Origin of the sequence: Micromonospora sp. NPDC048835 (assembly GCF_040649995.1) — a bacterium.
Lineage (GTDB): Bacteria > Actinomycetota > Actinomycetes > Mycobacteriales > Micromonosporaceae > Micromonospora.
Genome location: NZ_JBEZGM010000013.1, coordinates 188,622 through 214,179, shown reverse-complemented (window position 1 = coordinate 214,179; position 25,558 = coordinate 188,622). Strand labels below are relative to the sequence as shown.

Here is a 25,558-nt window from a genome sequence, read left to right as displayed (position 1 = left end):
CGGTGATCAAGAGGTTTGCGTCATCGCGCTCGGCGTGTCGTGACGCAAACCTCTTGATCACCGGGGCGCGGGGCGGGGCGGGGTGGGGGTGGGGTGGGGGTGGGGTGGGGCTGGTTGAGGTCGGCGGTGGTGGTTAGCCGTCGATGCGGGTGATGTTGCGGATCTTGTTTGAAGCGTCCAGGGCGGCGACCTTGTACGCCTCGGCGAGCGTCGGGTAGTTGAACACCGCATCGACCAGATAGTCGATCGTGCCGCCGCACCCCATCACCGCCTGCCCGATGTGGACGATCTCGGTGGCGGCGGTGCCGAACACGTGCACGCCGAGCAGCCGGCCGTCGTCGGGGGAGACAAGCAGCTTCAACATGCCGTACGAGTCGCCCACGATCTGACCCCGGGCCAGCTCGCGATACCTGGCGATGCCCACCTCGAACGGTGTCGAGCGCTCGGTGAGCTGCGCCTCGGTCTGCCCGACGAAGCTGATCTCCGGGATCGTGTAGATGCCGATCGGCTGGAGGCCGTGCATCTCCCGGATCGGTTCGCCGCAGGCGTGCTGCGCGGCCAGCCGGCCCTGCTCCATCGAGGTGGAGGCGAGCGCGGGAAAGCCGATCACGTCACCGACGGCGTAGACGTTCTCCACCGCCGTGCGGTAGTTGGCGTCGACGGCGATCCGGCCGCGTCGGTCGGCCTCCAGCCCGGCAGCCTCCAGGGCCAGGTCGTCGGTCTGTCCCTGCCGGCCGGCCGAGTACATCACCGTGTCGGCGACGATCTTCTTGCCGCTCTTGAGGATGCACAGCGCGGCCGTCTGGTGCTTCTCCACGGCGGCGACCTCCTCGCCGAAGCGGAACGCCACGGACAGGTCGCGCAGGTGGTACTTGAGGGACTCGACGATCTCGTCGTCGCAGAAGTCCAACATCCGGTCGCGGCGTTCCACCACCGTCACCTTGGTGCCGAGCGCGGCGAACATCGAGGCGTACTCCATGCCGATCACGCCGGCGCCCACCACGACCATGCTGCGGGGGACGGCCTGGAGGTTGATGACACCGTCGGAGTCGACGATCGTCCGGTCGTCGAAGTCGACGCTGTCCGGCCGGGCTGGGCGGGTGCCGGCGGCGATGACGACCTTGTCGAAGGTCACCTTGGACTCGCGGCCGGAGCCGCCGTCGACCCAGATGGAGTGCGCGTCGGCGAAACGCCCGGTGCCGGTGATCATCGTGACCCGGTTGCGGGACAGTTGGTTGCGGATGACGTCGGTCTGCCGGGTGATGACGTGCTGGGTCCGGGCCGCCAGGTCGCTGACCGTGATGTCCTCCTTGACCCGGTAACTGCTGCCGTAGAGGTCCCGCTGGCTCAGGCCGGTCAGGTAGAGCACGGCCTCGCGCAACGTCTTGGAGGGGACGGTGCCGGTGTTGATACACACCCCACCGATCATGTCGCGGCGGTCCACGATGCCGACCCGCCTGCCGAGCTTGGCGGCGGCGATCGCGGCCTTCTGACCGCTGGGCCCGGAGCCCAGCACCAACAGGTCGTAGTCATACACAGGCGTTAGCGTCGCAAGATGTCGCGGCGCACGCCAGACTCCGTACCCGAGTGTTATTCGTCTGCCACCGTGCAGAGGCCGCCGTTGACGCTGACCTCCTGCGGCGCCTGCGCGCCGCTGGCGGCGACGCCAAGCGAAACCGTGCCGCCGGGCGGGATCAGTCTGTTGTGGCGGAGGTTGCGCACCCGCAGGTAGCTGCTGTCGCGGTCGACGAGCTCCGCGCCCCACAGGCTGCGCAGCTTCTGGCCGGCGTAGAACCGCCAGCTCATCGTCCACCCGTCGATCGGGGTCGGACCGGTGTTCGTGACCGCGAGCTGCGCCACGAAACCGTCCGGCCACTGACCCACTATCGACCGGACCGCGCAGCTCGGCGGCGGCGGCAGGGTGGTGACGGTAACCGGTGCGGACAGCGGGGACAGGAGTCCGACCTCGTCGCGGGCGCGCACCACGAAGGTGTACGTGGTGTTCGGCGTCAACCCGCTGATCTGGGCACTGTTGACGGGCGGGTACTGGGAGACGTCGCGGATTAGGGTGAGCGCGCCGCCGGTGTCCACCCGGAACACCTCGTACCGTTCGACCACCGCGTTGTCCACCGCGTGCGCCCAACGCAGCCGGACCACCGTGGCGGTGACGTCGAACGCCACCGGTTGACCCGGCGCACCCGGCGGCTGGTCGTCGCCCGGTGGCATGGTCAACCGCAGGGGCGCGGTCGATGGTGAACCGTTGCCGGCCGCGTCCAGCGCCGACACGAAGAAGGTGTACGTGCGCGACGGCCGCAGGCCGGTGATCCGAATGCTGTTGGTCTCGGTCGACCAGGTCAGGCCGTTGTCCTCGAACCGCGCGGACACCGGGTAACGGACCACTCCCACGTTGTCGGTCGAGGCAGCCCAGGTCAGCTCGACCCAGGTGGTGTCGATGGCGGCGACAGTGATCGGGCCGGGGGCGGTGGGGCGTTCGGTGTCCTCGGCGGCGTACGCCGGGGTCGCGCCGACGGCCACCAGGGTCACCGCCAGCACGCCGGCGGCCAGCGCGGCGGCCTTCGACCGGATTCCTCGATTTCGACGATCACACATGATGATTCCCCCGCCTCGGTCGCCCGCCAATCACCATCAATCCAACTCTGTCTATGTTAGGTCACCGTGGTTCGGGAGGCTGCCCCGCTGGGGGTCGGACGCTGACTTCGGCGCGAGGATTCGGCTCAGGGCTGGTGCATGTTGTGCCGATCGCTGCCTTTGGAGCTGAATCGTCTACGACATCGGTGCGGTCGGTGCGGTCGGTGCTGTGGATGCGGTCGGTGCAGCAGGTGTCGTCGATTCGACCTCTCGACCGTTTCGGTGGATGTGAGGGCTCAGGCGACGAGGCGGCGTTCCCAGGCCCAGGCGGCGATCTCGACCCGGTTGCGGGCCTCGAGTTTCATCTGCACGCTCGCCAGGTGGGTCTTGACCGTGCCCACGGCGATGAAGAGCTGGGTGGCGATCTCGGCGTTGGTCAGGCCCCGGGCGACGAGCTTCACGACGTCGAGTTCCCGTGGCGACAGCCCACCGCCGTCGCGCGCCGGGGCGGGTGAGCTGAGGTGCTCCAACAGCCGTACCGTGATCGAAGGGCTGATGAGCGCGTCGCCGGCCACGGCCGCGCGCACCGCCTCCACCAGCAGGGCCGGGCCGGAGTCCTTGAGAAGGAAGCCGCAGGCGCCGTTGGAGAGCGCGGTGTGCACGTACTCGTCGAGGTCGAAGGTCGTCACGACGACCACCCGGACCGGATCGACGACGCCCGGCCCGGCGAGCAGCCGCAGTGCCTCGAGACCGTCGAGGCGGGGCATCCGGATGTCCAGCAGCACCACGTCCGGGCGGAGTCGTCGGGCCAACTCGACCGCCTGGACCCCGTCGGCGGCCTCGCCGACCACCTCCATCTCCGGCTGGGCCCCGATGATCATTGCGAAGCCGGTCCGCACCATGGCCTGGTCGTCGGCGATCAGCACCCGGATCACCGGAGCACCACCACCTGCAGCGGGAACGCCGCGTCGAGCACCCAACCCCCGGCGACGCCCGGCCCCGCGGTGACCGTGCCGCCGAGGGCACGCACCCGCTCGCTCAGGCCGATGAGCCCGAAGCCGTGCCCCCGGGCCGGTGTGCCGCGCGGCGACGCCCCGTCGTCGGCGACCCGGACCAGCAGCCAGTCCGGGGTGCGCCGCACCGCCACCTGCACGGACCGCGCGTCCGGTGCGTGCTGGCGGGTGTTTGTCAGCCCTTCCATCACCACCCGGTACGCCGACGTCGAGACCTCCACCGGCAGCCCGGTCAGGTCGCCGTCGACGTGCAGTCGTGCCGGCGCGTTCGCCGCGCCGTTGAAACCGGTAAGCAGCGGCGCCAGCTCGGTGACTCCGGCCAGGGGGGCCAGCGGCGCGTCGGGCGGCGCGTCCGGGTTGCGCAGGATCCCGACCATCCGTCGCATCGAGGCCATCGTCTCGGCGCCGGCCCGCTCGATCTGCTCCAGGGCGACGATCACCCGCTGCGGGTCCTGTTCGGCGACGAACCGGGCACCCTGCGCCTGCACCACGATGCCGGTGACGTGGTGGGCGATGAAGTCGTGCAGATCCCGGGCGAACTCGGCACGCTGCTCGGCCCGCACCAGCGCGATGGCCCGCTCCCGACCGGCGGCCACGATGCGCAGGTAGAGCCCCGCGCCGGCGGCTCCGGCAGCGGCGATCACCTGAAGCAGACCGAAGATCACCAGGAGGCTTTCGGCACCGGAGCGCAGTGGCAACGCGGCGACGGCGAGCCCGGCGACCACCGCCGCCGCCGGAGCGAGTCGGGGCGCCCCCCAGCGCGCCACCACGAAGACCACCCCGATCAGCCCGGCCGACTCGGCGAGGCCCCAGCTACCGCCGAGCCCGAAGTGGCCGTCCGGAACGATCACAATCACCGCGGTCACGGCCAGTGACGCCGAGGCGAGGGCCAGCGCGGCCCACGGCAGCCGGCGGGAGCCCGGCCGGTGCACCGGCAGCCAGAGCGGCACCGTCGCCACCGCGAGCCCCGCCCGCACCAGCACCAGCAGCACGGCGGTCAGGCCGCTGGGCGAGCTGTACCGGAGGTCGAAGAGGGCGAGCAGCCCGATCGCCACCAGTCCGGCGGCCTGGGCCAGGCGTACCCACAGTCGTCGAAGATCCGGCGTGCTCATGGTGACCCAGCGTAGCCAGCCGGGCGGAGGTGGCGGATCGGCCAAAAGGCAGACCCGGCGTCGGCGATACCCGGCCCCGGGCCGATGCGCCAGACCGGCGGTGCTGGCGAGGCTTTGCAGGTCACCACGCAGCCACTGGAGGAACGATGACAACCCACGCCCCGCCGGAGACCAGCCACGCCGCGGTCGCCGCGGTCGACCTGGTGAAGGTGTACGGCAGTGGCGACGCCGCCGTCCGTGCTCTGGACGGGGTCTCGGTCGGCTTCGGCCGGGCCGGGTTCACCGCGATCATGGGCGCGTCCGGGTCCGGCAAGTCGACCCTGATGCACTGCCTCGCCGGCCTCGACACGGCCACCTCCGGTCGCGTCCTGCTCGGCGGCACGGAGCTGACCGGCCAGTCGGACCGGACGCTGACCCGGGTACGCCGGGAGCGGATCGGCTTCGTCTTCCAGTCCTTCAACCTGCTGCCGCAGCTCACCGCCGCGCAGAACATCACCCTGCCGCTCGACCTGGCCGGTCGGCAGCCCGACGCCGAACTCCTGGGACACCTGGTGCGGGTGCTCGGCCTGGGCGACCGCCTGAACCACCGGCCCAGTGAGCTGTCCGGTGGCCAGCAGCAGCGAGTCGCGCTGGCCCGGGCGCTGGTGGCCCGGCCCGAGGTGGTCTTCGCCGACGAGCCGACCGGTAACCTCGACTCCCGCTCCGGTACGGAGGTTCTCACCATCCTGCGCGACTCCGCGCGCGACCTCGGCCAGACCGTCGTCATGGTCACCCACGACCCGATCGCCGCCGCGTACGCCGACCGGGTGGTGCTGCTCGCCGACGGGCGGCTGGCCGGCGAGATCGACAGGCCGAACCAGGTGTCGGTCACCGACGCCCTGCGTGACCTGGCGGCCCACGCATGAGGGCGACGGTGCTGCGTACCCAGACGACCGCCGCGGCCCGACGGCCCGGCCGGCTGATCCTGACCGGCCTGGCGATCCTGGTCGCGTCGTTCGTCGTCTTCGGCACCGTGCTGGTCCAGCAGATCACCGAACGGACCGTGCGGGACAACCTCAGCGCCACCCCGGCCGTCACCGATCTGGTGATCGGCAGCACCGACGTGCCGCCACCGACAGTGGAAGACCTGCGGCAGATCCGGGCGGTGCCCGGGGTGGCCGACGTGGTGGCCCGGGTCGCGACCGGGGTCTCCATCGGCGAGGACTACCTCAACCTCCAGGCCGATCCCGGCACCGGCCCGCTCAGCACCGTTCGTCTGATCGAGGGCAGCTACCCGGACCAGCCCGGCGAGATCGCCATCACCCCGCGTACCGCCGAGCGGCTCGGGCTGTCGGTCGGCACCACCACCCGCGCCGTGGGCGGCGAACTCACCGCGCCCGCCCCGCTCACCGTGACCGGCCTGGTGGACGCCGCGGCCGACGCCGGCTACGACGCGTACGCCCCGGACGGGGCCGTGATCGCCTGGGCGCGCCTGACGGCGGTGGAGCGCGTCGACGTACGGGTGGCCCCCGACACCGCGACGGAGGTCGTCCGTCAACGGGTGACCGCGGCGGTCGCGGGCCAGCCGATCCGCTCCGGCGCCGAGGTGCGCGAGTCCGAGGCCAACGCGGCAGCCGAGCAGGTCGGGAAACTCTTCCTCCTGGTCGGCGTGTTCGTCTCCATCGCGGTCGTCGCGGCGGCGCTCGTGGTCACCTCGACGTTCCGCATCGTCTTCGCCCAGCGGATGCGGCAGCTCGCCCTGCTGCGGGCCGTCGGCGCGGGTCGCGGCACGCTGGTGGCGGCCCTGACCGCCGAGGGAGCCCTGACCGGGCTGGTGGCCGGCGTCGTCGGGGTCGCGTCCGCGCTCACCCTCGGGTACGCGCTGCCGGCGGTCCTGCGCGGCACCGGCCACGCGGTCTCCTCGCCGGGCCTGCCGCTGGCGGCGGCGGTCGCCGTGGTGATCGGCGCCGTCGTGGTCACCGTGCTGGCCGTGCTGGCACCGGCGCTCTCCGCCGCCCGGGTCTCCCCACTGGAGGCGCTGCGCACGTCGAGCACCACCGCCGGTCGGCGTGGCATCGGCGTGCTGCGCCTGGTCTTCGGGCTGCTCCTGGCCGTCGGCGCGGTCCTGGCGGCGGTCGCGACGATCAGTCTGTTGCCGGATCCGGACCAGTCGACCTACGACCCGACGATGCCCCTGCTCCTGCTTGTCGCGTCCGGTGCGCTGGCGTTCTGTGCCCTGGTGGCTCTCGGGCCGCTGCTGGTGCGCCCGGTGCTGGCCGTGGTGGGTTGGCCGCTGCGGCAGTTCGGCCCACTCGGGCGGATGTCGGTCGGCGGGATCGGCGGGGCGCCGCGCCGGGCGGCTGCGGTCTCCGTCGTGGTCGCGCTGGGCGTGACCCTGATCTCCGGAGTGGTCATCGGCGGCGCGTCGCTGCAGATCCTCGCCGACCGGGAGATGGCGCTCTCGGCCCCGACCGACTTCGAGGTCACCAGCAACGGTGGGACGCTGCCGCCGGCAGTCGTGACCCGGGCCGAGGCGGCCACCGGCGCGCTGGCCCGGGTGGTGCCGTACCGGATGGTCGGCGACGCCACGCTGCTGCGCGGCGCCGACCGGCTCGGCCACGTCGAGTCCGGTTATCCGACGAGCGACCTGGATCTGGCGGCGCTGCCGACCACCGCCGACCTGGACGTCGCCCAGGGCACCCTGGCCGATCGTGGCCCCGGCCGGATCGTGCTCAACAGCTGGGTCGCGCGGGACGCGGATCTGCGGGTCGGTGACACCGTCGCGCTCGCCGTCGCCACCAGCAGGGTCGACGTGCGGGTGGTCGCGATCCTGCCCGGTGACGGCCCGCTGCACGCGGGCATCCTCGCCGACCCGGCCGACCTGGACCGGCTCGACGTGTCAGCCGCGTACACCGGTCTGCTGGCCGACGCCGCCGCGACCGGCGAGGACGGTCGCACCGCCGGCGTGCGGGCCCTGCGCCAGGCGATCGGAGGCAGCGACGGGGTGGGCCTCACCGTGCTCGCCGACGAACGCGACCGGAACGACGCGTTGGTGCGCACCCTGGTCTGGATCGCCGTCGGGCTGGTCGGGCTGACCGTGCTGATCGCGGTCGTCGGCGTGGGCTCGACGACCGCGCTCTCGGTGGTGGAACGGGTCCGCGAGTCCGGGTTACTCCGGGCGATCGGGCTGTCCCGGACCGGCCTGCGGACCATGCTGACCGTCGAGTCCGGCCTGTACGGGGTGATCGGCGCGACGATCGGCCTGGTGCTCGGCATCCCGTACGCCTGGTTGGCGGTTCGAACTCTCGGGATCGAGGCACCGCTGACCGCGCCGCTGCTGCCGCTGGCCGGGCTGTTCGTGGCCCTGGTTCTGTTGACCGCGCTGGCCGGGGTGCTGCCGGCCCGTCGGGCATCGCGGGTCAGCCCGGTGGTGGCGTTGGGCGCCGACAACTGAGCACGCCGTGGGGTGGCGCCACGCACTCGGCGCCACCCCACGGCAGCGTGGTCAGTTGGGGTTGTTGGCGTGGGTGAGCGTCTCCCAGGCGACGAAGAGGTTGTTCGTTCCCGCCGGACGTTGTTGCAGCGTGAGGGTCTGCGTGTTGGTCATGACGTTGCCCAACCGGGTGCTCATCGCGTTGAAGCCGACCTCGGTGATCGGCCCGAGGCCCCGGGTGAGGCTGCCGCCGCAGAGCCACGACGGCGGCGCCTCGCCGAGCTGGTAGCGCGAGTGGAAGCCCAACGCCTGGCGCAGCCGCTCACCGACCTGCGGGTACAGGTCCCGTCCCTGGATCCGGGAGGTCTCCGCGACGTGCGAGATGGCGGAGATGCCGTACCCGGTGTGGACGAAGTCGCGGCAGGTCTCCTGGGCGAGGCCGGCGACGAAGGTGGACTGGCCCTGCCAGTAGCCGATGATCTCGGAGCTGGTGTCCAGGCCGCTGCCGGGCATCGTGTACGGCAACGCGCCGTCGCTGGGCAGGTAGATGAAGGCCCGGGTGCGGTTGAGGAAGCGGGTGACCGCCGCGTCGTAGGCGCTCCGGTCGTCCAGGAAGACGGCGATGCCGACGGCGGCCTCCATCATGGTCAGTTCCCAGTTGCCGTTGCTGTTCGAGCCGTTGCGCACCACCGGCAGGTAGACGTTGCGCAGCATGGTGGCGAAGCGGTTGGCGTTGGGCCAACTGGTGTACGTGTACTTGATGATCTCGGCGGCCCGGGGCCAGACCGAGGCGGCCCAGCCGGTCTGCAGCGGGCCGTTGCTGCCGGTGTGTGCGGTGATCGTCGCCGACCACGCGTCCATGATCTGGATCGACTTCTGCGCGTACCTGGCGTCGCCGGTGATGTACCAGGCCAGCGCGTCGGTGTACGCCGCGATGGCGTCCTCCCGCTCGTCCGTGCAGCCGTTGTTCGGGTTGGAGTAGGAACCGCACTCGACCACCGAACGGGGTGCCGGGGTGCGCGACAGCGAGGCGTACCGGCTGCCCATCATCTGGTTGTACGCCGCAGCCCAGGGCTGCGCGCCGGCCTGCACCCGGCTCCGGACGAAGTCGAGTTGGCCCCGGCTGACCAGCACGCCGGGGTGGCTGAACCCACTCGACGGCGGTGGTGTGGTGCCGCCGCCGGTGGGCAGCGCCCAGGTCTGGTTGGCGGTGCCGGTGCAGCTCCAGATCTGTAACGGCGTCCCGTCGGCCGAGCTCTGGCCGGTCGCGTCGAGGCACTTGCCCGACGTCGGGTTGACCAGTTGCCCGGCGCTCGCCGACCACTGCTGCGCCGCGGTGCCGTTGCAGTCGTAGATCTGCACCCGGGCACCGTTTGCGGTGCTGGCGGCGGCGATGTCGAGGCACTTGCCCAGCGCCCGGATCGTGCCGTCGTCGGCGACCGTCCACTGTTGCGCCGTCGAGCCGTTGCAGGCGTAGAGCTGGACGGCGGTGCCGTTTGCCGGGTTCGCGGCGGCCACGTCGACGCACTTGCCGCCGTACCCGGTGATGGTGCCCGTCGCGGCGGCCGTCGCCGGTGTCGCGCCGACGACCAGGCCGGCCGGTACGGCGAGTAGGGCCGCGGCGAGCGCGGAGGTGAGCCTGATGCGGGGGCGGCGGGGCGCGAGCCCGGCCAGTCGGCGCGCCATGTGGGGGTCCTTCCGGGCGACGAAACAACTGTAAAGTGTGTTAATCATTACAGCCGTACGGACCGATATCAATGTCTTCGTCGCCACGAATGCCGTTACGGGTGCATGGACGCACCCTTGAGCACCTTGTCCACCACGGCGCGGGGCGCGTGCAACGCCAGGCCAACCAGGTCGAGCTTCTCCCGTCCGACCGCGCGCACGGCGGCACGGTTGTCCCGGTCGTTGCCGGTGGCGAACAACTCGGACGTGAAGATCGCCACCCGCACACCACGGGCGAGGGCGCGCGAGTGCGCGTCGACCAACGCCGCGCGATCCCCGGCGAAGACCAGCACCGGCTGGCCGAACATCGGCAGGTAGCGGGTGCCGTCCGCGTCGCGGTACTCCTCGCCGAGCAGCTCCGGCAACGTGCTCGCGATGCCGCTGACCAGAAAGGCGGTGACGTTCAGCCGTTGCCAGCTCGCCAGGTCGTCACGGAGCAGGACGGCGATCTTCGTGGGAAAGCGGATCGGTTCGGTCATGGCGTCGAGCCTGCCCGCCCCGGCGCCTAGCGGTCTTGTACGTTCTTAGCGTGGCCACCCGCCCGGCGGGCTCGCACGTCAGCGCGTGGCGACCCACGGTAGCCGGGGTCGCCGAGGTCTTCCACGCCCATTTCGTCGACCACGCCTACCCTCGGCACATCCACGAGGTGTGGACGCTGCTGATCGTCGACGACGGCGCGGTCCGCTTCGACCTCGACCGGCACCGGCACGGCGCGCTGCGCACATCGGTCACCCTGCTGCCGCCGTACGTGCCGCACGACGGCAGCTCCGCCACCCCGGGCGGCTTCCGCAAGCGGGTCCTGTACCTCGACACCACGGCGCTCGACGCCGAGCTGGGCGGCCGGGCCGTCGACGAACCGGACCTGGCCGATCCGCACCTCCGCGACCGGATCCACCACCTGCACCGGGCGCTCGCCGCACCCGGTGACGAGTTCGAGGCCGAAAGTCGACTCGCGTTCATCCTGGACCGGCTGCGCCGCCAACTCCGCCGCCGCTCGCCAGTCGGTGTGCAACCGCCAGGACGCGGCCTCGCGGTGCGCCTGCGGGAACTGTTGGACGCCAGGACCGTCGAGGGCGTCACGCTGAGCGAGGCCGCCGCCCTGCTGCACGCGCACCCCACCCACCTGGTCCGGACGTTCACCCGGACGCACGGCGTGCCACCACACTCGTACCTGACCGGCCGCCGGGTCGAGCTGGCGCGCCGCCTGCTCCTCGCCGGGCAGCGGCCGGTCGAGACCGCCGTCGCGGCCGGATTCTTCGACCAGGCCCACCTGACCCGCCACTTCCGGCGCTACCTGGGCGTCAGCCCAGCCCGCTACCCGGCCCGCAGCGCGCAGTCGTCAGACGAGCTGGGCGCCGATGACGGAGAGCAGCCGCAGCTTCTCGTCGCTCGGCGACCCGGGCGCGGCGGTGAAGACCAACAGCGTCTGTGACTGGTCCGGGTCCACAAGCGTCTGGCAGTGCAGTTCCAACGCGCCGACCTCAGGGTGCACGAAGTGCTTGGGCGGGCAGTAGCCGGCGGGCACCGGGTGCTCCCGCCACAACCGGGCGAACTCGGCGCTCCGGGCCAGCAGGTCGTCGACGAGCGCCGCGGCCCGCGATCCGCGCCCGTCCCGGGTGTACGCCGCGTGCAGGTGCGCCACGAGCAGCCGACTCTGCGTCTCGTGGTACTCGGCCGGGTGCAAACGCCGGACCGTCGGGTCGGTGAACCAGCGGTGGTGCGCGCTGCGCGCCAGCCCGGTGTACCGGGTCTCGTCACCGAGCAGGGCGACGGCTGGCCCGGTCTGCGCCAGGGTCTCGCCGAGGTGGTTCACCACCTGGGCCGGGGTGTCGTGCATCCGGTCGAGGATCCGCATCATCCCCGGATTGACGTGGTCGGCCCGTACCGCACGGTGTGGCACGGCGTGCCCGGCCAACCGGAACAGGTGGTCCCGTTCGGCGAGCGACAGCCGCAGGCCACGGGCCAGCGCGGCGAGCATCTGCTCCGAGGGGTGCGGCCCACGCTGCTGCTCCAACCGGCTGTAGTAGTCGGTGGACATCCCGCTCAACGTGGCGACTTCCTCGCGCCGCAGCCCTCCCGTACGCCGCCGTGGGCCCCTGGGCAACCCGACGTCCTCGGGCTGGAGAGCTTCGCGGCGGGTGCGCAGGAAGCTGGCGAGTTGAGCGCGGTCCACGGTGACTCCGATCGGTGGGTGCCGGCTGTCGACCGGCACGACGAGAACAACACGGCAGCCCAGGCCCGCTGTTCCACCCCCGCCCCGCCCCCGGGTTTCGCGATCTTGCACTTTCTGTCGCGCCATAACGGGCGAAATGCCCCACATCGGCATCCGAAAGTGCAAGATCGGCGCGGGCGCGGGCGCGGGCGCGGGCGCGGGCGTGGGCGCGGGGGGCGGGGCGCGGGGCGCGGGGCGCGGGGGGCGGGGGGTCAGCGCTGGATGGACTTGGTTTCCAGGAACTCCTCCAGGCCCAGCCGGCCGAACTCGCGACCGTTGCCGGACTGCTTGTAGCCGCCGAAGGGGGCGAGGGGGTTCCAGTGGCCGGCGTTCACGTCGACCTGGCCCACGCGCAGCCGCCGGGCGACGGCGAGGGCGTGCTCCGGCTCGCCGAAGACGCCGCTGTTCAGGCCGTACGCCGTGCCGTTGGCGATGGCGACGGCCTCGTCCTCGTCGGCGTACGGGATGATCGTCAGCACCGGGCCGAAGATCTCCTCCTGGGCGATCGCGGAGGTCGGGTCGACGTCGGCGAAGATCGTCGGCTGGACGTACGCCCCGACGGGCAGCCCCTCGGGCCGCTCCGGCCCGCCGAACATGAGCCGGGCGCCGTCGGCGATGCCCCGTTCGACGTAGCCGACGACCTTCTGCCGGTGGGCCTCGGAGGCCATCGGGCCGATCCGGGTGGCCTCGTCGCCGGGGTCGCCCACGGTGTACTGCTTCGCGGCCTCGACGGCCAGCGCCACGACCTCGTCCTGCCGGGAGGCGGGCACCAGCATCCGGGGCCACGCGCCGCAGACCTGACCGCCGTTGCTGAACGCCATCATCAGCCCTCGCTCGACCGCGGTCGGCAGGTCGGCGTCGTCGAGGATGATGTTCGCGCCCTTTCCGCCCAGTTCCAGCGCGACCCGCTTGACGGTCGTCGCGGCCACCGCGGAGATGCGCTGCCCGGCGCGGGTGGAGCCGGTGAACGAGATCATGTCGATGTCCGGGTGGGCGGAGATCGCCTCGCCGACGGTCGCGCCGGTGCCGTAGACGATGTTGAAGACGCCGGCCGGTACGCCCGCCTCGGCGGTCACCTCGGCGAGGATCCGGGCGGTCAGCGGAGCGTTCTCGGACGGCTTGAAGACCATCGTGTCGCCGGCGAGCAGGGCCGGGGCCAGCTTGGAGACGATCTGCTGGAGCGGGAAGTTCCACGGCGTGATCGCGCCGACCACCCCGATCGGCTCGCGGACGATCAGCGAGTTGCCGACCTCCTCGGTCCAGGCGAAGTCGTCGGCCAGGCCGGCGACGGACTCGACCACCGCGGCCGGGAACGCCACCTGGGCGGTCCGGGACATCCCGATCGGGGAGCCCATCTCGGCGGTGATCGCCTGGGCGATCTCCTCCGTCCGGGCGGCGAGGCCGGCGCCGAGGCGGCGCAGCACGTCCGCCCGGTGCTGCGGGGTGGTTGCCGACCAGGCGGGAAAGGCCGCCCGCGCGGCGGCGACGGCGCGGTCGACGTCGGCGGCGCTGCCGGCCGGGGTCTCGGCGACGACCTCGCCGGTGGCCGGGTTCACGACGGGAAGGGTGCCGGCGGAGCCGGTGACGGTCTCGCCACCGATCCAGTGACCGGCGACGGTGTGGGTGGAAGGTGTCATGGGCCGACAGTCGCACCGCCGCCGAAGCCCAACCAGGTGCGGTTCATCCAGGGTTCCGCGATCCCTGGCTGAGGTCGGCCCCGGTCGACGCGCGAGGACGATCCGGCCGGCGGTGGCGGCACCCGGTGTGCCGGTGGTCACCGTCTGAGGCAGACCGCCACCCCGACGAGCGGCTGCAATTGGACGGCCGTTCGGATACGCGCTCCGGCGGTCACGAAATCCGGCGGCGAATCGTCACACCTGGCAGTTAGTCTGCCTCCGCGCGCCCTGCCCAGGCTCGTCGCGCCCCGCGCCCGGTAGGCGCGGCATCGCCGCCACCGCCCACCATCGGCCGGCTCAATCGACTTCAGGAGAGTTAGTGACACAGCAATCCGTCGCGACATCGGACAAACTCGACGCCGCGGTGCTCAAGGTGGCGGGCGTCGTCGTCCTTGGCGCGATCATGTCGATCCTCGACGTGACAGTGGTCAGCGTGGCGCTGCCCAAGTTCCAGAGTGAGTTCGACGCGTCCTACGCCCGCGTCGCCTGGACGATGACCGCCTACACCCTCGCCCTTGCCACCGTGATCCCGCTCAGCGGGTGGGCGGCGGACCGGTTCGGCACCAAGCGGCTCTACATGGTGGCGCTGGCCCTGTTCACGATCGGGTCCGGGCTCTGCGCCACCGCCGACACGATTGGCGAGCTGATCGGCTACCGGGTCCTGCAGGGCCTCGGCGGCGGCATGCTCATGCCGCTGGGCATGACCATCATGACCCGGGCCGCCGGCCCGCACCGGATCGGCCGGCTGATGGCCGTCCTCGGCATCCCGATGCTGTTGGGGCCGATCGGTGGTCCGATCCTCGGTGGTTGGCTGATCGACACCGCGAGCTGGCACTGGATCTTCCTGATCAACCTGCCGATCGGTGTCGTCGGGCTGATCTACGCGCAGTTCGCGCTGCCGAAGGACGCGCCCGAGCCGTCCGAGTCGTTCGACTTCGTCGGCATGCTGATGCTCTCGCCGGGCCTCGCCCTGTTCCTCTACGGCATCTCGTCGTTGCCGGAGGTGGGCACCTTCGCCGAGACCAAGGTGTGGGCCCCGATGCTTGTCGGCGGCGCGTTGGTGGTGGCGTTCGTGCTCTACTCGTTCAAGCCCCGGCACCCGCTGCTCGACCTGCGGTTGTTCCGCAACCGCAGCCTGACCATCGCGTCGGTGACGATGTTCGTGTTCATCATCGCCTTCATGGGCGCCGGCCTGCTGTTCCCGAGCTACTTCCTGCAGGTGCGCGGTGAGTCGACGCTGGCCGCTGGTCTGCTGATGGCCCCGCAGGGCATCGGCGCGATGATCACCATGCCGATCGCCGGCACGCTTGCCGACCGGGTGCCGATCGGGCGTACCGTGCCGTTCGCGCTGGGGCTCATCGTCGTCGGGTTCTTCGGCTTCACCCAGGTCGACCCGCAGACCTCGTACTGGATGCTCGGTGGGTCGCTGTTCGTGATGGGCCTGGGCATGGGCGGCACGATGATGCCGATCATGACTTCGGCGCTGCGGACGTTGCAGGCGCAGGAGGTGGCGCGCGGCTCGACGCTCGTCAACATCCTCCAGCAGATCGGCGGGTCGGTCGGCGCCGCCGTGATGTCGGTGATCCTCACCAACGAGCTGAACGGCTCCCGGCCGATCCCCGGTCTGGTCGACCAGAGCGGCAAGCCGATCACCGAGGCCGGGCTGGCCATCGCGTCCCAGCAGCGGCCGGAGCTGCTCCAGCAGATGCCGGTGGACCCGTCGATCATCGAGCGCGGGTTGGACTTCGCCGCCAAGTCGTTCGCGAGCACGTTCTGGGTCGCGTTCGCGCTTGTCGTGCTCACGATCATCCCGGCGGCGTTCCTGCCGCGCCGACGTCAGCCGGCACAGCTCGACGACCCGCAGGGCGAGCAGGTCAAGACGCCGGTCGTCATCCACTGACCGACGCCGCCGGGCCCGGCACCCCGCGAGGTGTCGGGCCCGGCGGGTACGCGTCAGCGCAGCGGACCGTCGCCGGGCCCGTCCGGGTCCTCCACCACGTGGATCGCCGCTTCCTCCGCGCTTGCGGCACCCGCGTCGATGCCGGCGTCCCACGCCACCGACTCGGCTTCGTCGTCCTCGCGGACGCCCTCGTCGTAGGCGACGAGTCGACCGGCACGCGCCTCCGACTCGTACCCCCGGCGGGTCAGCTCGTCCTCGTCGTCGCCACCCTCGGCGTACGGGTCGACATCCGGCACCTCCTGGGCGAGGTGTTGCTCCAGGGACTCGCCGGCCCGCTCCTCGGCGGGCGTGGTGCCGAAGCGGTTCGCCGCCGTCCAGTGGTCCTCGGCGACGATGCCGGTGTCGAGGGGGTCGCCGACCCGGTCGTCGTCGAGGGTGTCGGAGGCGTCCAGAACCCCGTCGTCCTCGACCACGTTCCACTCGTCGACGGAATCCACACGTTCGGTCTGGCTCACGGCGGTCTCCTCTTCGTCACGCTGCAGCAAAGTGCCCAGCCTATGACCGTGCAACGCGACCGCACCCCGAGGCCTGCCCGCTGTGACGAACCCGCCTCGGAGGCCGCAACATCCCGGTTGTTGCGGCCTCCGAGGCGCGGGAGGCAGCACCATCGCTGATCGTGCGCGGATCTTGACGGCGGGACGGGCGCCGCCGTGCGTCACCGCTTCAGCAGCTCCACCACGGCGTCGGTGAACTCGGCCGGCTGCTCGATGTGCGCGAAGTGTCCGCTCCGCTCGAGCGTCACCAGTCGCGAGTCCGCGAGCCCCGCGTGCAGCTGGGCGGCCCAGCGGGGCCCACAGATGAAGTCGTACGCCCCGACGATCACCACGGCGGGCACGGTGATCTCACCGAGCCTGTCCCGGATGTCGAATGGGGCCGGATCCTGGGCGGTTGCCGGCTCCGCCCAGATCCGGACGCCGGCCTGAAGGGGGGCGAACTCGTGCTGTCGGCCCCAGAAGTCCGCGAAGTACACCGGCAGAACGGCGCGCAGCGCAGCGCCCAACGACTCGTCGTCGGTCGCCGCGTGGAGCTGCTCGAAGAACGCCGGGATCGCCGCCGCCTCCGGTCGGTCCGGGTGCCGCTGCGGGTACGCGGCGACACCGGCCACCGCCTCGGCCCAGAACTCCGCCCCGGTGACGGGCGAGGTGTCGTACAGGGCGAGACCGGCGACCCGGTCCGGGTGGTCGAGGGCGTACCGCTGGATGACGAACCCGCCGTACGAGTGTCCGAGGAGATACACCCGGGGCTCGCCGAGGTGCGCGACGATCGCGTGGAGGAACCGGACATAGGCGTCGAGACGGTAATCGGTGGGGTTGTCGAGGCGTCCGGAGGCACCGGTGCCCACCGGCTCCACGTACACCATCGTGAAGTGCTCCTCCAAGCCGGGCGCGCGTAGGTAGGACCATTCGATGCCCGGTCCGCCGGAGTGCGCCACGCAGACCGGGCCGGTGCCGGCGACGTGGTAGACCTGTGACACGCCGTCGACGGTGATGGTGTGCGCGCCCGGCGCGAGGGCGCTGGCGTCGTGGCTGGTGGAACTCATTGTTGCTCTCCCGATCCGAGATCCGCGCGGCGTCCGCCGACGCGGTGACTGGTCCCTGACGCGGACCAGATGCACGGGCCGAGGGGAAAGTTCGCTCGGTCGGGGATGTTTTTCAGACCAGCGCCGGAACCGGGTGGAAGAGGGTGAATTGGCGCACCCGGCCCTCGCGCAGCACCTGCAACCACAGCGCCGCGGGTGGGCAGTGCTCCGGGTCGTCGGGCGGGCTGATCAGGTCGGTCTCCCAGATCAGCACGTCGCCGCTGCTCACCACGTTGCGCAGCCGCTGGCGTACTCCGGCGGCCAGATCGCGGTTCATCCCGTGGATCGCCAGGTCACGGCCACCGCGGGGACCGCCGGGCACGATCATCTCGGCGTCCGGCCACCAGCTTTCGCGGACCACCCGCTCGAAGTCCCCGTCCATCGCCGTGGTGATCATGTCGCGGCCGGCACGCCAGTGCGAGTCGTTGGAGGCGGCGACGTCCGCATGGGCCGTGCTCGCCGCTGTGCGGAGGCCGCCGGCGAGCGCGCGACGGGCATGGCTGAGGCGGCTGCGGACGGTGCCGACCGGCACGCCGCACACGGCCGCGATCTGCTCGTACGAGGACGCGTCGCTGAAGTACCGCAGCAGGGTGACGAGCCGGTCAGGTTCGGACAGTTGGCCGATGGAGTCCCACACCCAGTCGCGCATCGCGGCCCGGTCCAGCGCCTCCTCGGGGGTGGGAGTGTCGGCCGGGCGGCTGAACCACTCCGGCTCGGCGACCGGAACGGCCCGGGGGCCCCGCAACGCCATCCGGCTGTTGTTCCGGACGATGGCCCGCAGCCAGCCGCCGACGGCGGTCGGGTCGCGGACCTCGCCGATGCGACGCAGGGCGACGACCATCGCGTCCTGCACCGCGTCCTCGGCGTCCGGCCCGTAACCGAGGACGCTCAGCGCGACGGCACGCATCCCGGCCTCGTGCCGGGTCAGCAGCGCCCCGAGCGCAGCCGCGTCTCCCGCCTGCGCGAGCACCATCAGCTCGGCGTCGCTCTGCGTCACGAGTACGTCCTCCCGCAGGTCCCGAATCATCACACCTGAGGGGATTTGAGCCGCCTGCTCGGTGCCTGTCGCCGCTACCAGCCTACGGCGCGTGAACGTCTCCGCTCCGAGCCGGAAGCGCGGAAGAGTCGGGGCTCACCGTGCCCAGGGCCGGCGACGGTCGCCGGAAGTGACACACGTCGCTCGTAACGTGGGCGGCATGAGAACCTGCGCTGTCGAAGCACTCCGGTGGTGCCCGGTCGACGTCCGCAAATGTGACGGCTGCCCGCGATGACGGAGCTGAGCTGGGCGCAGGTGTCCGCTCGACGTCTTGCGCGGCACCGGCTCGCCGCACCGGCGGCGGACGCCACCACGGGCCCGGACGTGGCACCGGGTGCCGGACGCCTCGCCGACGTGGTGTCGGCGATGTGCGGCGCGCACGCCCAGATCGCGTCTGCCGCCGAGTTGTCCATCGGGCTGCGGGTGCCGGGCGCCACCCGCGAGCTGGTGCGCCGGGCACTGTGGTCCGACCGCACCCTGGTCAAGACCCGTGGGCCGCGCGGCACCGTGCACCTGCTCGCCGCGGCGGACCTGCCGATGTGGATCGGCGCGCTGTCCGCGTTTCCGGCCCCGCCCGGGGAGCGGAGTGTGGCGTTGCTGACCCCCCGGCAGACCGATCAGGTCCTCGCCGCCATCGCCGACGCGGTCGCCGAGACCGACCTGACCAGCGTCGAGTTGACCGAGGAGATCGTGGCCCGCACCGGCCCGTGGGCGGGCGACCTGGTCATGGAGGCGTTCCAGGACAGATGGCCGCGGTGGATGGCCGCGATGGCCGCCGCGACGCGGGGCGGCGTGATCTGCTTCGGGCCGAATCGCGGTCGGGCCAGCACGTACACCAGCCCGGCCCGGTGGCTGCCCGAGTTCACGCCGATGCCCGGTCCCGCCGCCCTGGCCGCCCTCGTCCGCGGCTACCTGCACGCGTACGGGCCGGCCACCCCGGCACAGTTCGCCAGGTGGATGGCCGTGCAGCCGAGGTGGGCGACAGGGCTGTTCGACTCGGCAGATCTGACCGAGGTGGCGGTGGAGGGCAGCCGGGCCTGGGTGAACGCCGACGACACCGAGTTCACCGACGACCGGCCGTCCGGGTTGCGACTGCTGCCGTACTTCGACGCGTACACGGTCGGTTGCCACCCCCGCGAACGGCTCTTCCCCGGCGCTGCCGCCGAGCGGGCGCTCAACGGCGGCCAGGCCGGCAACTATCCCGTGCTGCTTGTCGACGGGGTGGTCGCCGGCGTGTGGCACCAACGCCGCTCCGGCCGCTCGATCCACATCACGGTCGAACCGCTACAGACACTGAGTGCCGCCCGGCAGCGGGCGTTGGGGGAGGAGGTCGAACGGATCGGCGACATCCTGGAGGGTAGGGCGTCGCTGACCATCGGCACCGTCAGCGTCGGTCCGCACGCCTGAGACCACGCCGGCCCACCGCCTGGGCCAGGATGAGGGTGTGCACCCCGAACCGGTCGACCACGCGCCCCGGCAGGCGTTCCCCTGGGCGCTCCTGCGCCAGCGCTGGGAGGACCTCACCTTCCTGCACTGGGCGGTCGCTCCGGCCCTCGTCGCGCCGTTGCTGCCCGCCGGCACCCGTCCGGACACCGTGGACGGGGTCAGCTACGTCGGCCTGATCGGTTTCCGGATGGTCGCGCTGGGCTTCGGCCGTGGCCCGGGGGTGCCGTACTTCGGCACCTTCGCAGAGACAAACGTCCGGCTCTACTCGGTCGACGACGCCGGCCGACGAGCGGTCGTTTTCCGGTCGCTCGACGCCTCCCGCCTGTTGCCGGTGCTGGTGGCACGGGCGACGCTGCGCCTACCGTACCTCTGGTCGTCGATGCGGATGGATCGCGAGGGCGACCGTCGCAGCTACCGCTGCCGGCGGCGTTGGCCGGGCCCGGCGGGTACGACGAGCCGGATGGTGGTGCGGGTGGGGGAGCGGATCGTCGAGCCGACGCCGCTCGAACACTTCCTCACCGCCCGCTGGGGGCTGCACACCCGGGCGTACGGGCGCACGCTGCACCTGCCGAACTGGCATCCGAGTTGGCCCCTGCACCGGGCCGAGGTGCTGCACTTCGATGACGAGCTGGTGGCCGCTGCCGGGCTGCCGGCACCGGTCGGGCCGCCGGTGAGCGTGCTCTACTCGCCAGGTGTCGGGGTCAGGTTCGGCCCGCCGGTGGCGGCCCGGCCGCGTGCTGCCGGGCCGCCGGAGTCTCAGTAGCGGCTGCCCTCGGGTGCGGGCAGCGCGTCCAGGTCGGCCAGGTCCTCGGCGCTGAGCCGCACGTCAGCGGCCGCGCAGTTGTCCACCAGGTACTTCGGTGTCTTGGTGCCGGGGATCGGAATGACCTGCTCACCCTGGGCGAGCACCCAGGCGAGGGCGACCTGCGCGGGGCTGACGCCGGCCCGGTCGGCGATCTCCCGGACCCGGGCGACGATGGCGAGGTTGGCGCGCAGCGCGTCCTGCTGGAAGCGCGGCAGGCCGCGCCGGAAGTCGTCGGCGGGCAGGTCGTCGAACGAGGTGATCCGGCCGGCGAGGAAACCGCGACCCAGTGGGGAGAACGGGAGGAAGGCGATGCCCTGCGTGGCGCAGTACGGCAACACCTCGGTCAAGACGTCGCGCGTCCACAGTGACAGTTCGGACTGCACCGACGCCACCGGGTGCACCGCCTGGGCCCGCACCACCTGCGTCACGTTCACCTCGGACAGCCCGATCTGCCGGGCCTTGCCGGCCGCGACGACCTCGGCCATCGCGCCCCAGGACTCCTCGATGGGCACCGCCGGGTCGACGCGGTGCAACTGGTAGAGGTCGACGTGGTCGGTGCCGAGCCGGCGCAGACTCTCGTCGATCGCCGTGCGGATGTGCTCCGGGCGGCCGTTGTTGCCGATCGTCGGTGAGTTGCCGGGGCCACCGGTGGGGGAGGTGGCCACCAGGCCGACCTTCGTGGCCAGTACGGCCCGCTCCCGGTGACCGTCGGCCAGCGCCCGCCCGACCAGTTCCTCGTTTGTGTACGGGCCGTACACGTCCGACGTGTCGACAAGCGTCGCGCCCAGGTCCAGTGCCTGTCGGATGACGGAGATCGACGTGTCGTCGTCGCGGGGGCCGGTGATGTCGTAGCCGTGGCTCATGCCCATGCAGCCGAGGCCGATGACGCCGACCTCGGGACCGGTGTTGCCCAGCGTGGTGGTTCGCATGCGCCCCACGCTACGACCGGACCGGCCGACCCGCACCCGCCGACGGCGGACAACACGCTGCGCCGATGACGGCGACGGCCGACACTGGAAAAGGTCGGCGGACGTGTCGAGAACTGTCGCGCCGGCTTCGACCATTGGTTGAGGGCCGGAGGCAGCCGGCCTCGCCGACGAGCCGACACGGCACGGACCGAGGAGTGGATCGATGACGAAGGTGACGACCGGGGCGACGATGTCGTTGGACGGCTACATCGCGGACGCGTCCCACGGTGGCTTCGAGTACCTCTTCCAGTGGTACGAGAACGGCGACGTCGAGACGCCGACGGCCGACCCCGAGCTGACCTTTCGGACGTCCGCAGTGAGTGCCCGGCACCTGCGGGCCCTCACCGAGCGGACCGGCGCGCTCGTCGTCGGCCGGAGGCTCTTCGACATCACCAGCGGGTGGGGTGGCCGGCATCCGTTGGACGTGCCAGTCGTGGTGGTCACCCACGGCGTGCCGGAGGGCTGGGCGCCCGAGAACGACTCCTTCGTCTTCGTCACCGATGGCATCGAGAGCGCCATCGCCCGGGCCAAGGCGATCGCCGGCGACAAGGAGGTCGGCGTCAACGGCGGCACCATCGCCGCCCAGGTCGTCGAGGCCGGCCTGCTCGACGAGGTGCACGTCGACCTCGTGCCGGTCCTGCTCGGCAGCGGGATCCCGCTCTTCGCCGACCTGAAGATCGCGCCACTTCAGCTGGACGGCCCGTTCAGCGTCGTCGAGGGCGACGGCGTCACCCACCTGGCCTACCGGGTACGCCGAGCGGCCTGAGCGCAGCCGGGGCAAGTGCCTCTACCTTGCTTCCATAGTCGACGATCGATATGGTGCGCGCAGGCGCCGCCCCGCCGCAGACCACCACCGTCGATCCGAAGCGGGTTCCGCATGCGCACACTGAGACTCGTCACGACTCTGGCCGTCGCCGGCCTGCTCGCCGGTGGGGTGGCGATCGTCGCCGCCACCCCGGCCAGCGCGGCGACCGCCGTGTTCTCCGTGACGAACAACTGGGGCAACGGCTACCAGGGGCAGGTCACCGTCACCAACGACACCTCCGCACCGATCACCAGCTGGCGGGTCGAGTTCGACCTGCCGTCCTCCTCGACCATCAGCCAGTCCTGGAACGCGCAGCAGACGACCTCGGGCAGCCACTACACCTTCGCCAACGTGTCCTGGAACGGCACCCTCGCCGCCGGCGCCTCCACCGCCTTCGGCTTCCTCGTCAACGGCACCGGCACCCCGGTCAACTGCACCGTGAACGGCGCGTCCTGCGCCGGCGGCTCACCCCCGACCACGCCGCCGCCCACGACCACGCCGCCGCCCACGACCCCGCCGCCCACCACACCACCGCCGACCACCGGCACGCCAGTCGAGCGGCACGGGCAACTGCGGGTGTGCGGCACCACGATGTGCGACAGGTCCGGCACCCGGGTGCAGCTACGCGGTATCAGCAGCATGTGGCTCAACTGGGAGACCGCCCCGTACGCCGAGAACCTCAGCGCGCTGCGCTGGATGCGGGACAATTGGAACCTCCAGGTGATCCGCGCGGCCATGGGGGTGGAGCCGGCGGGGGCGTACCTGAGCGACCCGAACAAGGCGCGTGCGCAGGTGGAGACCATCATCAACAACGCGGTAACCGCCGGGGTGTACGTGATCGTCGACTGGCACGCGCACGAGGCGCAGAACAACCAGTCGCAGGCGGTGGCGTTCTTCGGTGACCTGGCCCGCCGGTACGGCCACCTGCCCAACGTCATCTGGGAGCCGTACAACGAGCCCCTGCAGGTCAGTTGGACCAATGTCATCAAGCCGTACCACCAGGCGGTGGTGTCCGCGATCCGCGCCGCCGACCCGGACAACATCGTGGTGCTGGGCACCCCGACCTGGTCACAGGACGTGGACGTCGCGGCGGCCAGCCCGGTCAGCGGCACCAACCTGATGTACACCCTGCACTTCTACTCCTGCACGCACGGGGCGTCGCTGCGCGCCAAGGGTGACGCGGCCATCCGGGCGGGTCTGGCGCTCTTCGTCACCGAGTGGGGCGCCAGCAACGCCGACGGCGGCCTCGACGGCCGGGCCTGCCTACCGGAGGCGCAGTCCTGGATCGACTGGATGAAGCAGAACGGCATCTCCTGGACGGCCTGGAAGCTCGACGTCGGCACCGACACCACGAACCTGCTCAGCCCGGGAGCGCCGGTGACCGGCGGGTGGACCAACTATCTGCACGGCCACGCGCCGTTCGTGGTGACGAACATGAGGTGACCCCGGCCGCTGCTTGACAGTGGGTGATCGAATCGAGACGGCTGATGTCGGGGTGTCCAGGCCGGCGGGACGCCCCGACATCACCGGCCGCCACCGCGACCACCGTCGGAGGATCAGGGTGTGAAGGCCCGCCGGTACGCGGTAGGGGTGGTGGCGAAGGCACGCTGGAAATGGGCACGGAGGTTGGTCGCCGTGCCCAGGCCGGTGCGCCGTGCGACCTCGTCGACGGTGACCTCGCCGTCTTCCAGCAGGGTGCAGGCGGCGCGCAGCCGTTGCTGGATCAGCCAGGCTCGTGGGCTCATCCGGAACCGACTCTGGAAGGTGCGGTGCAGCGTACGGCTGGACATCACACCCTGCCGGGCAAGGTCCGCGACGGTGATCGGGCGGTGCAGGTTGCTGCTCGCCCAGGTGATGACCCCGGCCAACTCGTCGCCCTCACCCGGAACGCCGACCGGGATGAACTGGGCCTGACCGCCGGCTCGGTGCAGTGGTGTGACCATGTGACGGGCCCGTTGGATGGCGGCGGCCTGCCCATGGTCGCGGCAGACGAGGTAGAGGCACATGTCGAGACCGGCGGCGAGTCCGGCGCTGGTGAGCACCTCACCTTCGTCGATGTACAGCGCGCTCGCGTCCACGAAGATCCCTGGATGCTCGTGGGCGAGCGCGTCGGCGTGCGCCCAGTGGGTCGTCGCGCGGCGGCCGTCGAGCAGACCGGCCTGGGCCAGCGCGAAGGCGCCGGTGCAGATCGACGCGATGCGGACGCCCCGGCGGTGTGCGTGCCGCAGCGCTTCGAGGGCACGCGGCGGTGCCGGGCCACGGCGGAATCCGGGCACGATCACCGTGTCGGCGTCGTCGAGCGCGTCGAGCGTCGCGGCGACGGTCAGGTCCAGGCCCGCGGTGGTGGTGGAGACCGGACCACCGTCCACTGCGCACACCGTCATCGTGTACCGGCCGTGGCCCTCATGGCCGAACACCTGCGTCGCGATGGTCAGATCGAAGGCGACGACCCTCGGTAGGGCGAGGACGGCCACCCGATGAGTGGCGGATCCCTTACGCATGATGGCAAGAATGCCACTCGTCGCCGCCCGCCCGAGGGGGGAGTCTGACCGGGTGCGAATCGAGATCGTGGTGTTCGACGGCTTCGACGAACTGGACGTCTTCGGGCCGTTCGAGGTGTTGTCGATGGCCGGCTTCGACGTGGCGCTGGTCGCCGTCGAACGGCCGGGGCTGGTCACCAGCATGCGTGGTGTCCAACTCCAGGTCCCCGAGGTGCTGAATCAGGCCGACGGCGTGATCGTCCCGGGTGGCGGGTGGCTGAACCGGGCCGCCGAGGGCGCCTGGGCGCAGGCGCGGCGCGGTGAGCTGCCGGCGAGGCTGGCCGCGCTGGCACCGTCGGCGCGGTGGATGGCGTCGGTGTGCACCGGTGCGTTGGTGCTCGCGTCGGCCGGCCTGCTGACGGGTCGGCGGGCGACCACCAACCGCAACGCGTACGACGAGTTGCGCGCCCACGACGTCACCGTCCTCGACGAGCGGGTCGTCGACGACGGTGACCGGGTCACCGCTGGCGCGCTCTCGGCGGGGCTCGACCTGGGGCTGTGGCTCACGCAACGGGAGCTCGGCACTGCCACCGCCGAGCGGGTCGCCGCGACCATCGAGTACCGGGCTGCGCCACGCTGACCAGCCCGGACAGAACGGGCGCGTCACCTTAACGCGCTGGAAACACCCCCGGTACCAAGCCTGGGAACGCTCGTCGGACAGTCGAGACCACCGACACGCG

The 25,558-nt window shown here is 71.7% G+C and carries 22 protein-coding genes; 9 read left to right on the top strand and 13 right to left on the bottom strand.

The window, feature by feature from the left end:
- Positions 1-133: 133 nt before the first annotated feature.
- The 4 genes from sthA to AB0C15_RS18210 all read right to left on the bottom strand — a co-directional run bounded on the left by sthA (position 134) and on the right by AB0C15_RS18210 (position 4,714).
- The gene (sthA, locus tag AB0C15_RS18225; RefSeq protein WP_357353289.1) at positions 134-1,537 is read right to left on the bottom strand and encodes a Si-specific NAD(P)(+) transhydrogenase; all 1,404 of its coding nucleotides are present in this window, start codon (positions 1,535-1,537) and stop codon (positions 134-136) included.
- Positions 1,538-1,590: 53 nt separating this feature from the next.
- Positions 1,591-2,610: a cellulose binding domain-containing protein gene (locus AB0C15_RS18220; protein ID WP_357353287.1), complete on the bottom strand. Its 1,020-nt coding sequence runs from the start codon at positions 2,608-2,610 to the stop codon at positions 1,591-1,593.
- Positions 2,611-2,885: 275 nt separating this feature from the next.
- Entirely contained in the window at positions 2,886-3,524 is a 639-nt protein-coding gene (locus AB0C15_RS18215) for a response regulator transcription factor (RefSeq protein ID WP_357353285.1), read from the bottom strand.
- Complete coding sequence (locus AB0C15_RS18210) at positions 3,521-4,714, bottom strand: histidine kinase (RefSeq protein WP_357353283.1); 1,194 nt, start codon at positions 4,712-4,714, stop codon at positions 3,521-3,523. Before AB0C15_RS18210 ends, AB0C15_RS18215 begins: the two co-directional genes overlap by 4 nt.
- Before the next feature lie 146 nt (positions 4,715-4,860).
- Here AB0C15_RS18210 and AB0C15_RS18205 point away from each other — a divergent pair, with 146 nt between their 5' ends.
- Positions 4,861-5,619, top strand: coding sequence for an ABC transporter ATP-binding protein (locus tag AB0C15_RS18205; protein ID WP_357353281.1), 759 nt, complete (start codon positions 4,861-4,863; stop codon positions 5,617-5,619).
- Positions 5,616-8,147, top strand: coding sequence for an FtsX-like permease family protein (locus AB0C15_RS18200; RefSeq protein WP_357353279.1), 2,532 nt, complete (start codon positions 5,616-5,618; stop codon positions 8,145-8,147). Before AB0C15_RS18205 ends, AB0C15_RS18200 begins: the two co-directional genes overlap by 4 nt.
- 51 nt (positions 8,148-8,198) lie before the next feature.
- Here AB0C15_RS18200 and AB0C15_RS18195 read toward each other — a convergent pair whose 3' ends face one another.
- Both AB0C15_RS18195 and AB0C15_RS18190 read right to left on the bottom strand, forming a co-directional pair.
- On the bottom strand, positions 8,199-9,812 hold the full coding sequence (locus AB0C15_RS18195; RefSeq protein ID WP_357353277.1) for a lectin: 1,614 nt from the start codon (positions 9,810-9,812) through the stop codon (positions 8,199-8,201).
- Positions 9,813-9,907: 95 nt separating this feature from the next.
- A complete protein-coding gene (locus tag AB0C15_RS18190) occupies positions 9,908-10,330 on the bottom strand; it encodes a DUF2000 domain-containing protein (RefSeq protein ID WP_357353276.1) in 423 nt (140 codons plus the stop codon).
- Positions 10,331-10,380: 50 nt separating this feature from the next.
- Here AB0C15_RS18190 and AB0C15_RS18185 point away from each other — a divergent pair, with 50 nt between their 5' ends.
- Complete coding sequence (locus tag AB0C15_RS18185) at positions 10,381-11,283, top strand: AraC family transcriptional regulator (RefSeq protein WP_357353274.1); 903 nt, start codon at positions 10,381-10,383, stop codon at positions 11,281-11,283.
- Here the strand turns inward: AB0C15_RS18185 and AB0C15_RS18180 are convergent.
- The gene (locus tag AB0C15_RS18180; protein WP_357353272.1) at positions 11,191-12,024 is read right to left on the bottom strand and encodes a helix-turn-helix transcriptional regulator; all 834 of its coding nucleotides are present in this window, start codon (positions 12,022-12,024) and stop codon (positions 11,191-11,193) included. The genes AB0C15_RS18185 and AB0C15_RS18180 overlap by 93 nt on opposite strands.
- 251 nt (positions 12,025-12,275) lie before the next feature.
- Complete coding sequence (locus AB0C15_RS18175; protein ID WP_357353270.1) at positions 12,276-13,700, bottom strand: aldehyde dehydrogenase family protein; 1,425 nt, start codon at positions 13,698-13,700, stop codon at positions 12,276-12,278.
- 358 nt (positions 13,701-14,058) lie between these two features.
- Between AB0C15_RS18175 and AB0C15_RS18170 the strand changes: the two genes are divergently transcribed.
- Positions 14,059-15,639: a DHA2 family efflux MFS transporter permease subunit gene (locus tag AB0C15_RS18170; RefSeq protein WP_357353268.1), complete on the top strand. Its 1,581-nt coding sequence runs from the start codon at positions 14,059-14,061 to the stop codon at positions 15,637-15,639.
- A 53-nt stretch (positions 15,640-15,692) separates the two neighbouring features.
- Here AB0C15_RS18170 and AB0C15_RS18165 read toward each other — a convergent pair whose 3' ends face one another.
- From AB0C15_RS18165 to AB0C15_RS18155, 3 genes are all read right to left on the bottom strand, one after another.
- Positions 15,693-16,154: a DUF5709 domain-containing protein gene (locus AB0C15_RS18165; protein ID WP_357353266.1), complete on the bottom strand. Its 462-nt coding sequence runs from the start codon at positions 16,152-16,154 to the stop codon at positions 15,693-15,695.
- Between the two features lie 200 nt (positions 16,155-16,354).
- A complete protein-coding gene (locus tag AB0C15_RS18160) occupies positions 16,355-17,239 on the bottom strand; it encodes an alpha/beta hydrolase (protein WP_357353264.1) in 885 nt (294 codons plus the stop codon).
- Between the two features lie 112 nt (positions 17,240-17,351).
- Positions 17,352-18,275 (bottom strand): sigma-70 family RNA polymerase sigma factor, encoded by a 924-nt coding sequence (locus tag AB0C15_RS18155; protein ID WP_357353261.1) that lies wholly within the window; start codon positions 18,273-18,275, stop codon positions 17,352-17,354.
- A 270-nt stretch (positions 18,276-18,545) separates the two neighbouring features.
- Between AB0C15_RS18155 and AB0C15_RS18150 the strand changes: the two genes are divergently transcribed.
- A complete protein-coding gene (locus AB0C15_RS18150; protein WP_357353259.1) occupies positions 18,546-19,721 on the top strand; it encodes a winged helix DNA-binding domain-containing protein in 1,176 nt (391 codons plus the stop codon).
- A 37-nt stretch (positions 19,722-19,758) separates the two neighbouring features.
- Complete coding sequence (locus tag AB0C15_RS18145) at positions 19,759-20,523, top strand: DUF2071 domain-containing protein (RefSeq protein ID WP_357353257.1); 765 nt, start codon at positions 19,759-19,761, stop codon at positions 20,521-20,523.
- Here AB0C15_RS18145 and AB0C15_RS18140 read toward each other — a convergent pair.
- Complete coding sequence (locus AB0C15_RS18140) at positions 20,517-21,494, bottom strand: aldo/keto reductase (RefSeq protein WP_357353255.1); 978 nt, start codon at positions 21,492-21,494, stop codon at positions 20,517-20,519. The two genes, AB0C15_RS18145 and AB0C15_RS18140, sit on opposite strands and share 7 nt — an antisense overlap.
- Before the next feature lie 202 nt (positions 21,495-21,696).
- On the opposite strand from AB0C15_RS18140, the gene AB0C15_RS18135 reads away from it, so the two are divergent.
- Both AB0C15_RS18135 and AB0C15_RS18130 read left to right on the top strand, forming a co-directional pair.
- Positions 21,697-22,299, top strand: a complete 603-nt coding sequence (locus tag AB0C15_RS18135; RefSeq protein WP_357353254.1) for a dihydrofolate reductase family protein — start codon at positions 21,697-21,699, stop codon at positions 22,297-22,299.
- A gap of 111 nt (positions 22,300-22,410) precedes the next feature.
- Positions 22,411-23,781 (top strand): cellulase family glycosylhydrolase, encoded by a 1,371-nt coding sequence (locus AB0C15_RS18130; protein WP_357353252.1) that lies wholly within the window; start codon positions 22,411-22,413, stop codon positions 23,779-23,781.
- Positions 23,782-23,894: 113 nt separating this feature from the next.
- On the opposite strand, the gene AB0C15_RS18125 is transcribed toward AB0C15_RS18130, so the two are convergent.
- Positions 23,895-24,839, bottom strand: coding sequence for a DJ-1/PfpI family protein (locus AB0C15_RS18125; protein WP_357353250.1), 945 nt, complete (start codon positions 24,837-24,839; stop codon positions 23,895-23,897).
- Positions 24,840-24,891: 52 nt separating this feature from the next.
- On the opposite strand from AB0C15_RS18125, the gene AB0C15_RS18120 reads away from it, so the two are divergent.
- The gene (locus AB0C15_RS18120) at positions 24,892-25,458 is read left to right on the top strand and encodes a DJ-1/PfpI family protein (RefSeq protein WP_357353248.1); all 567 of its coding nucleotides are present in this window, start codon (positions 24,892-24,894) and stop codon (positions 25,456-25,458) included.
- Positions 25,459-25,558: the final 100 nt, after the last annotated feature.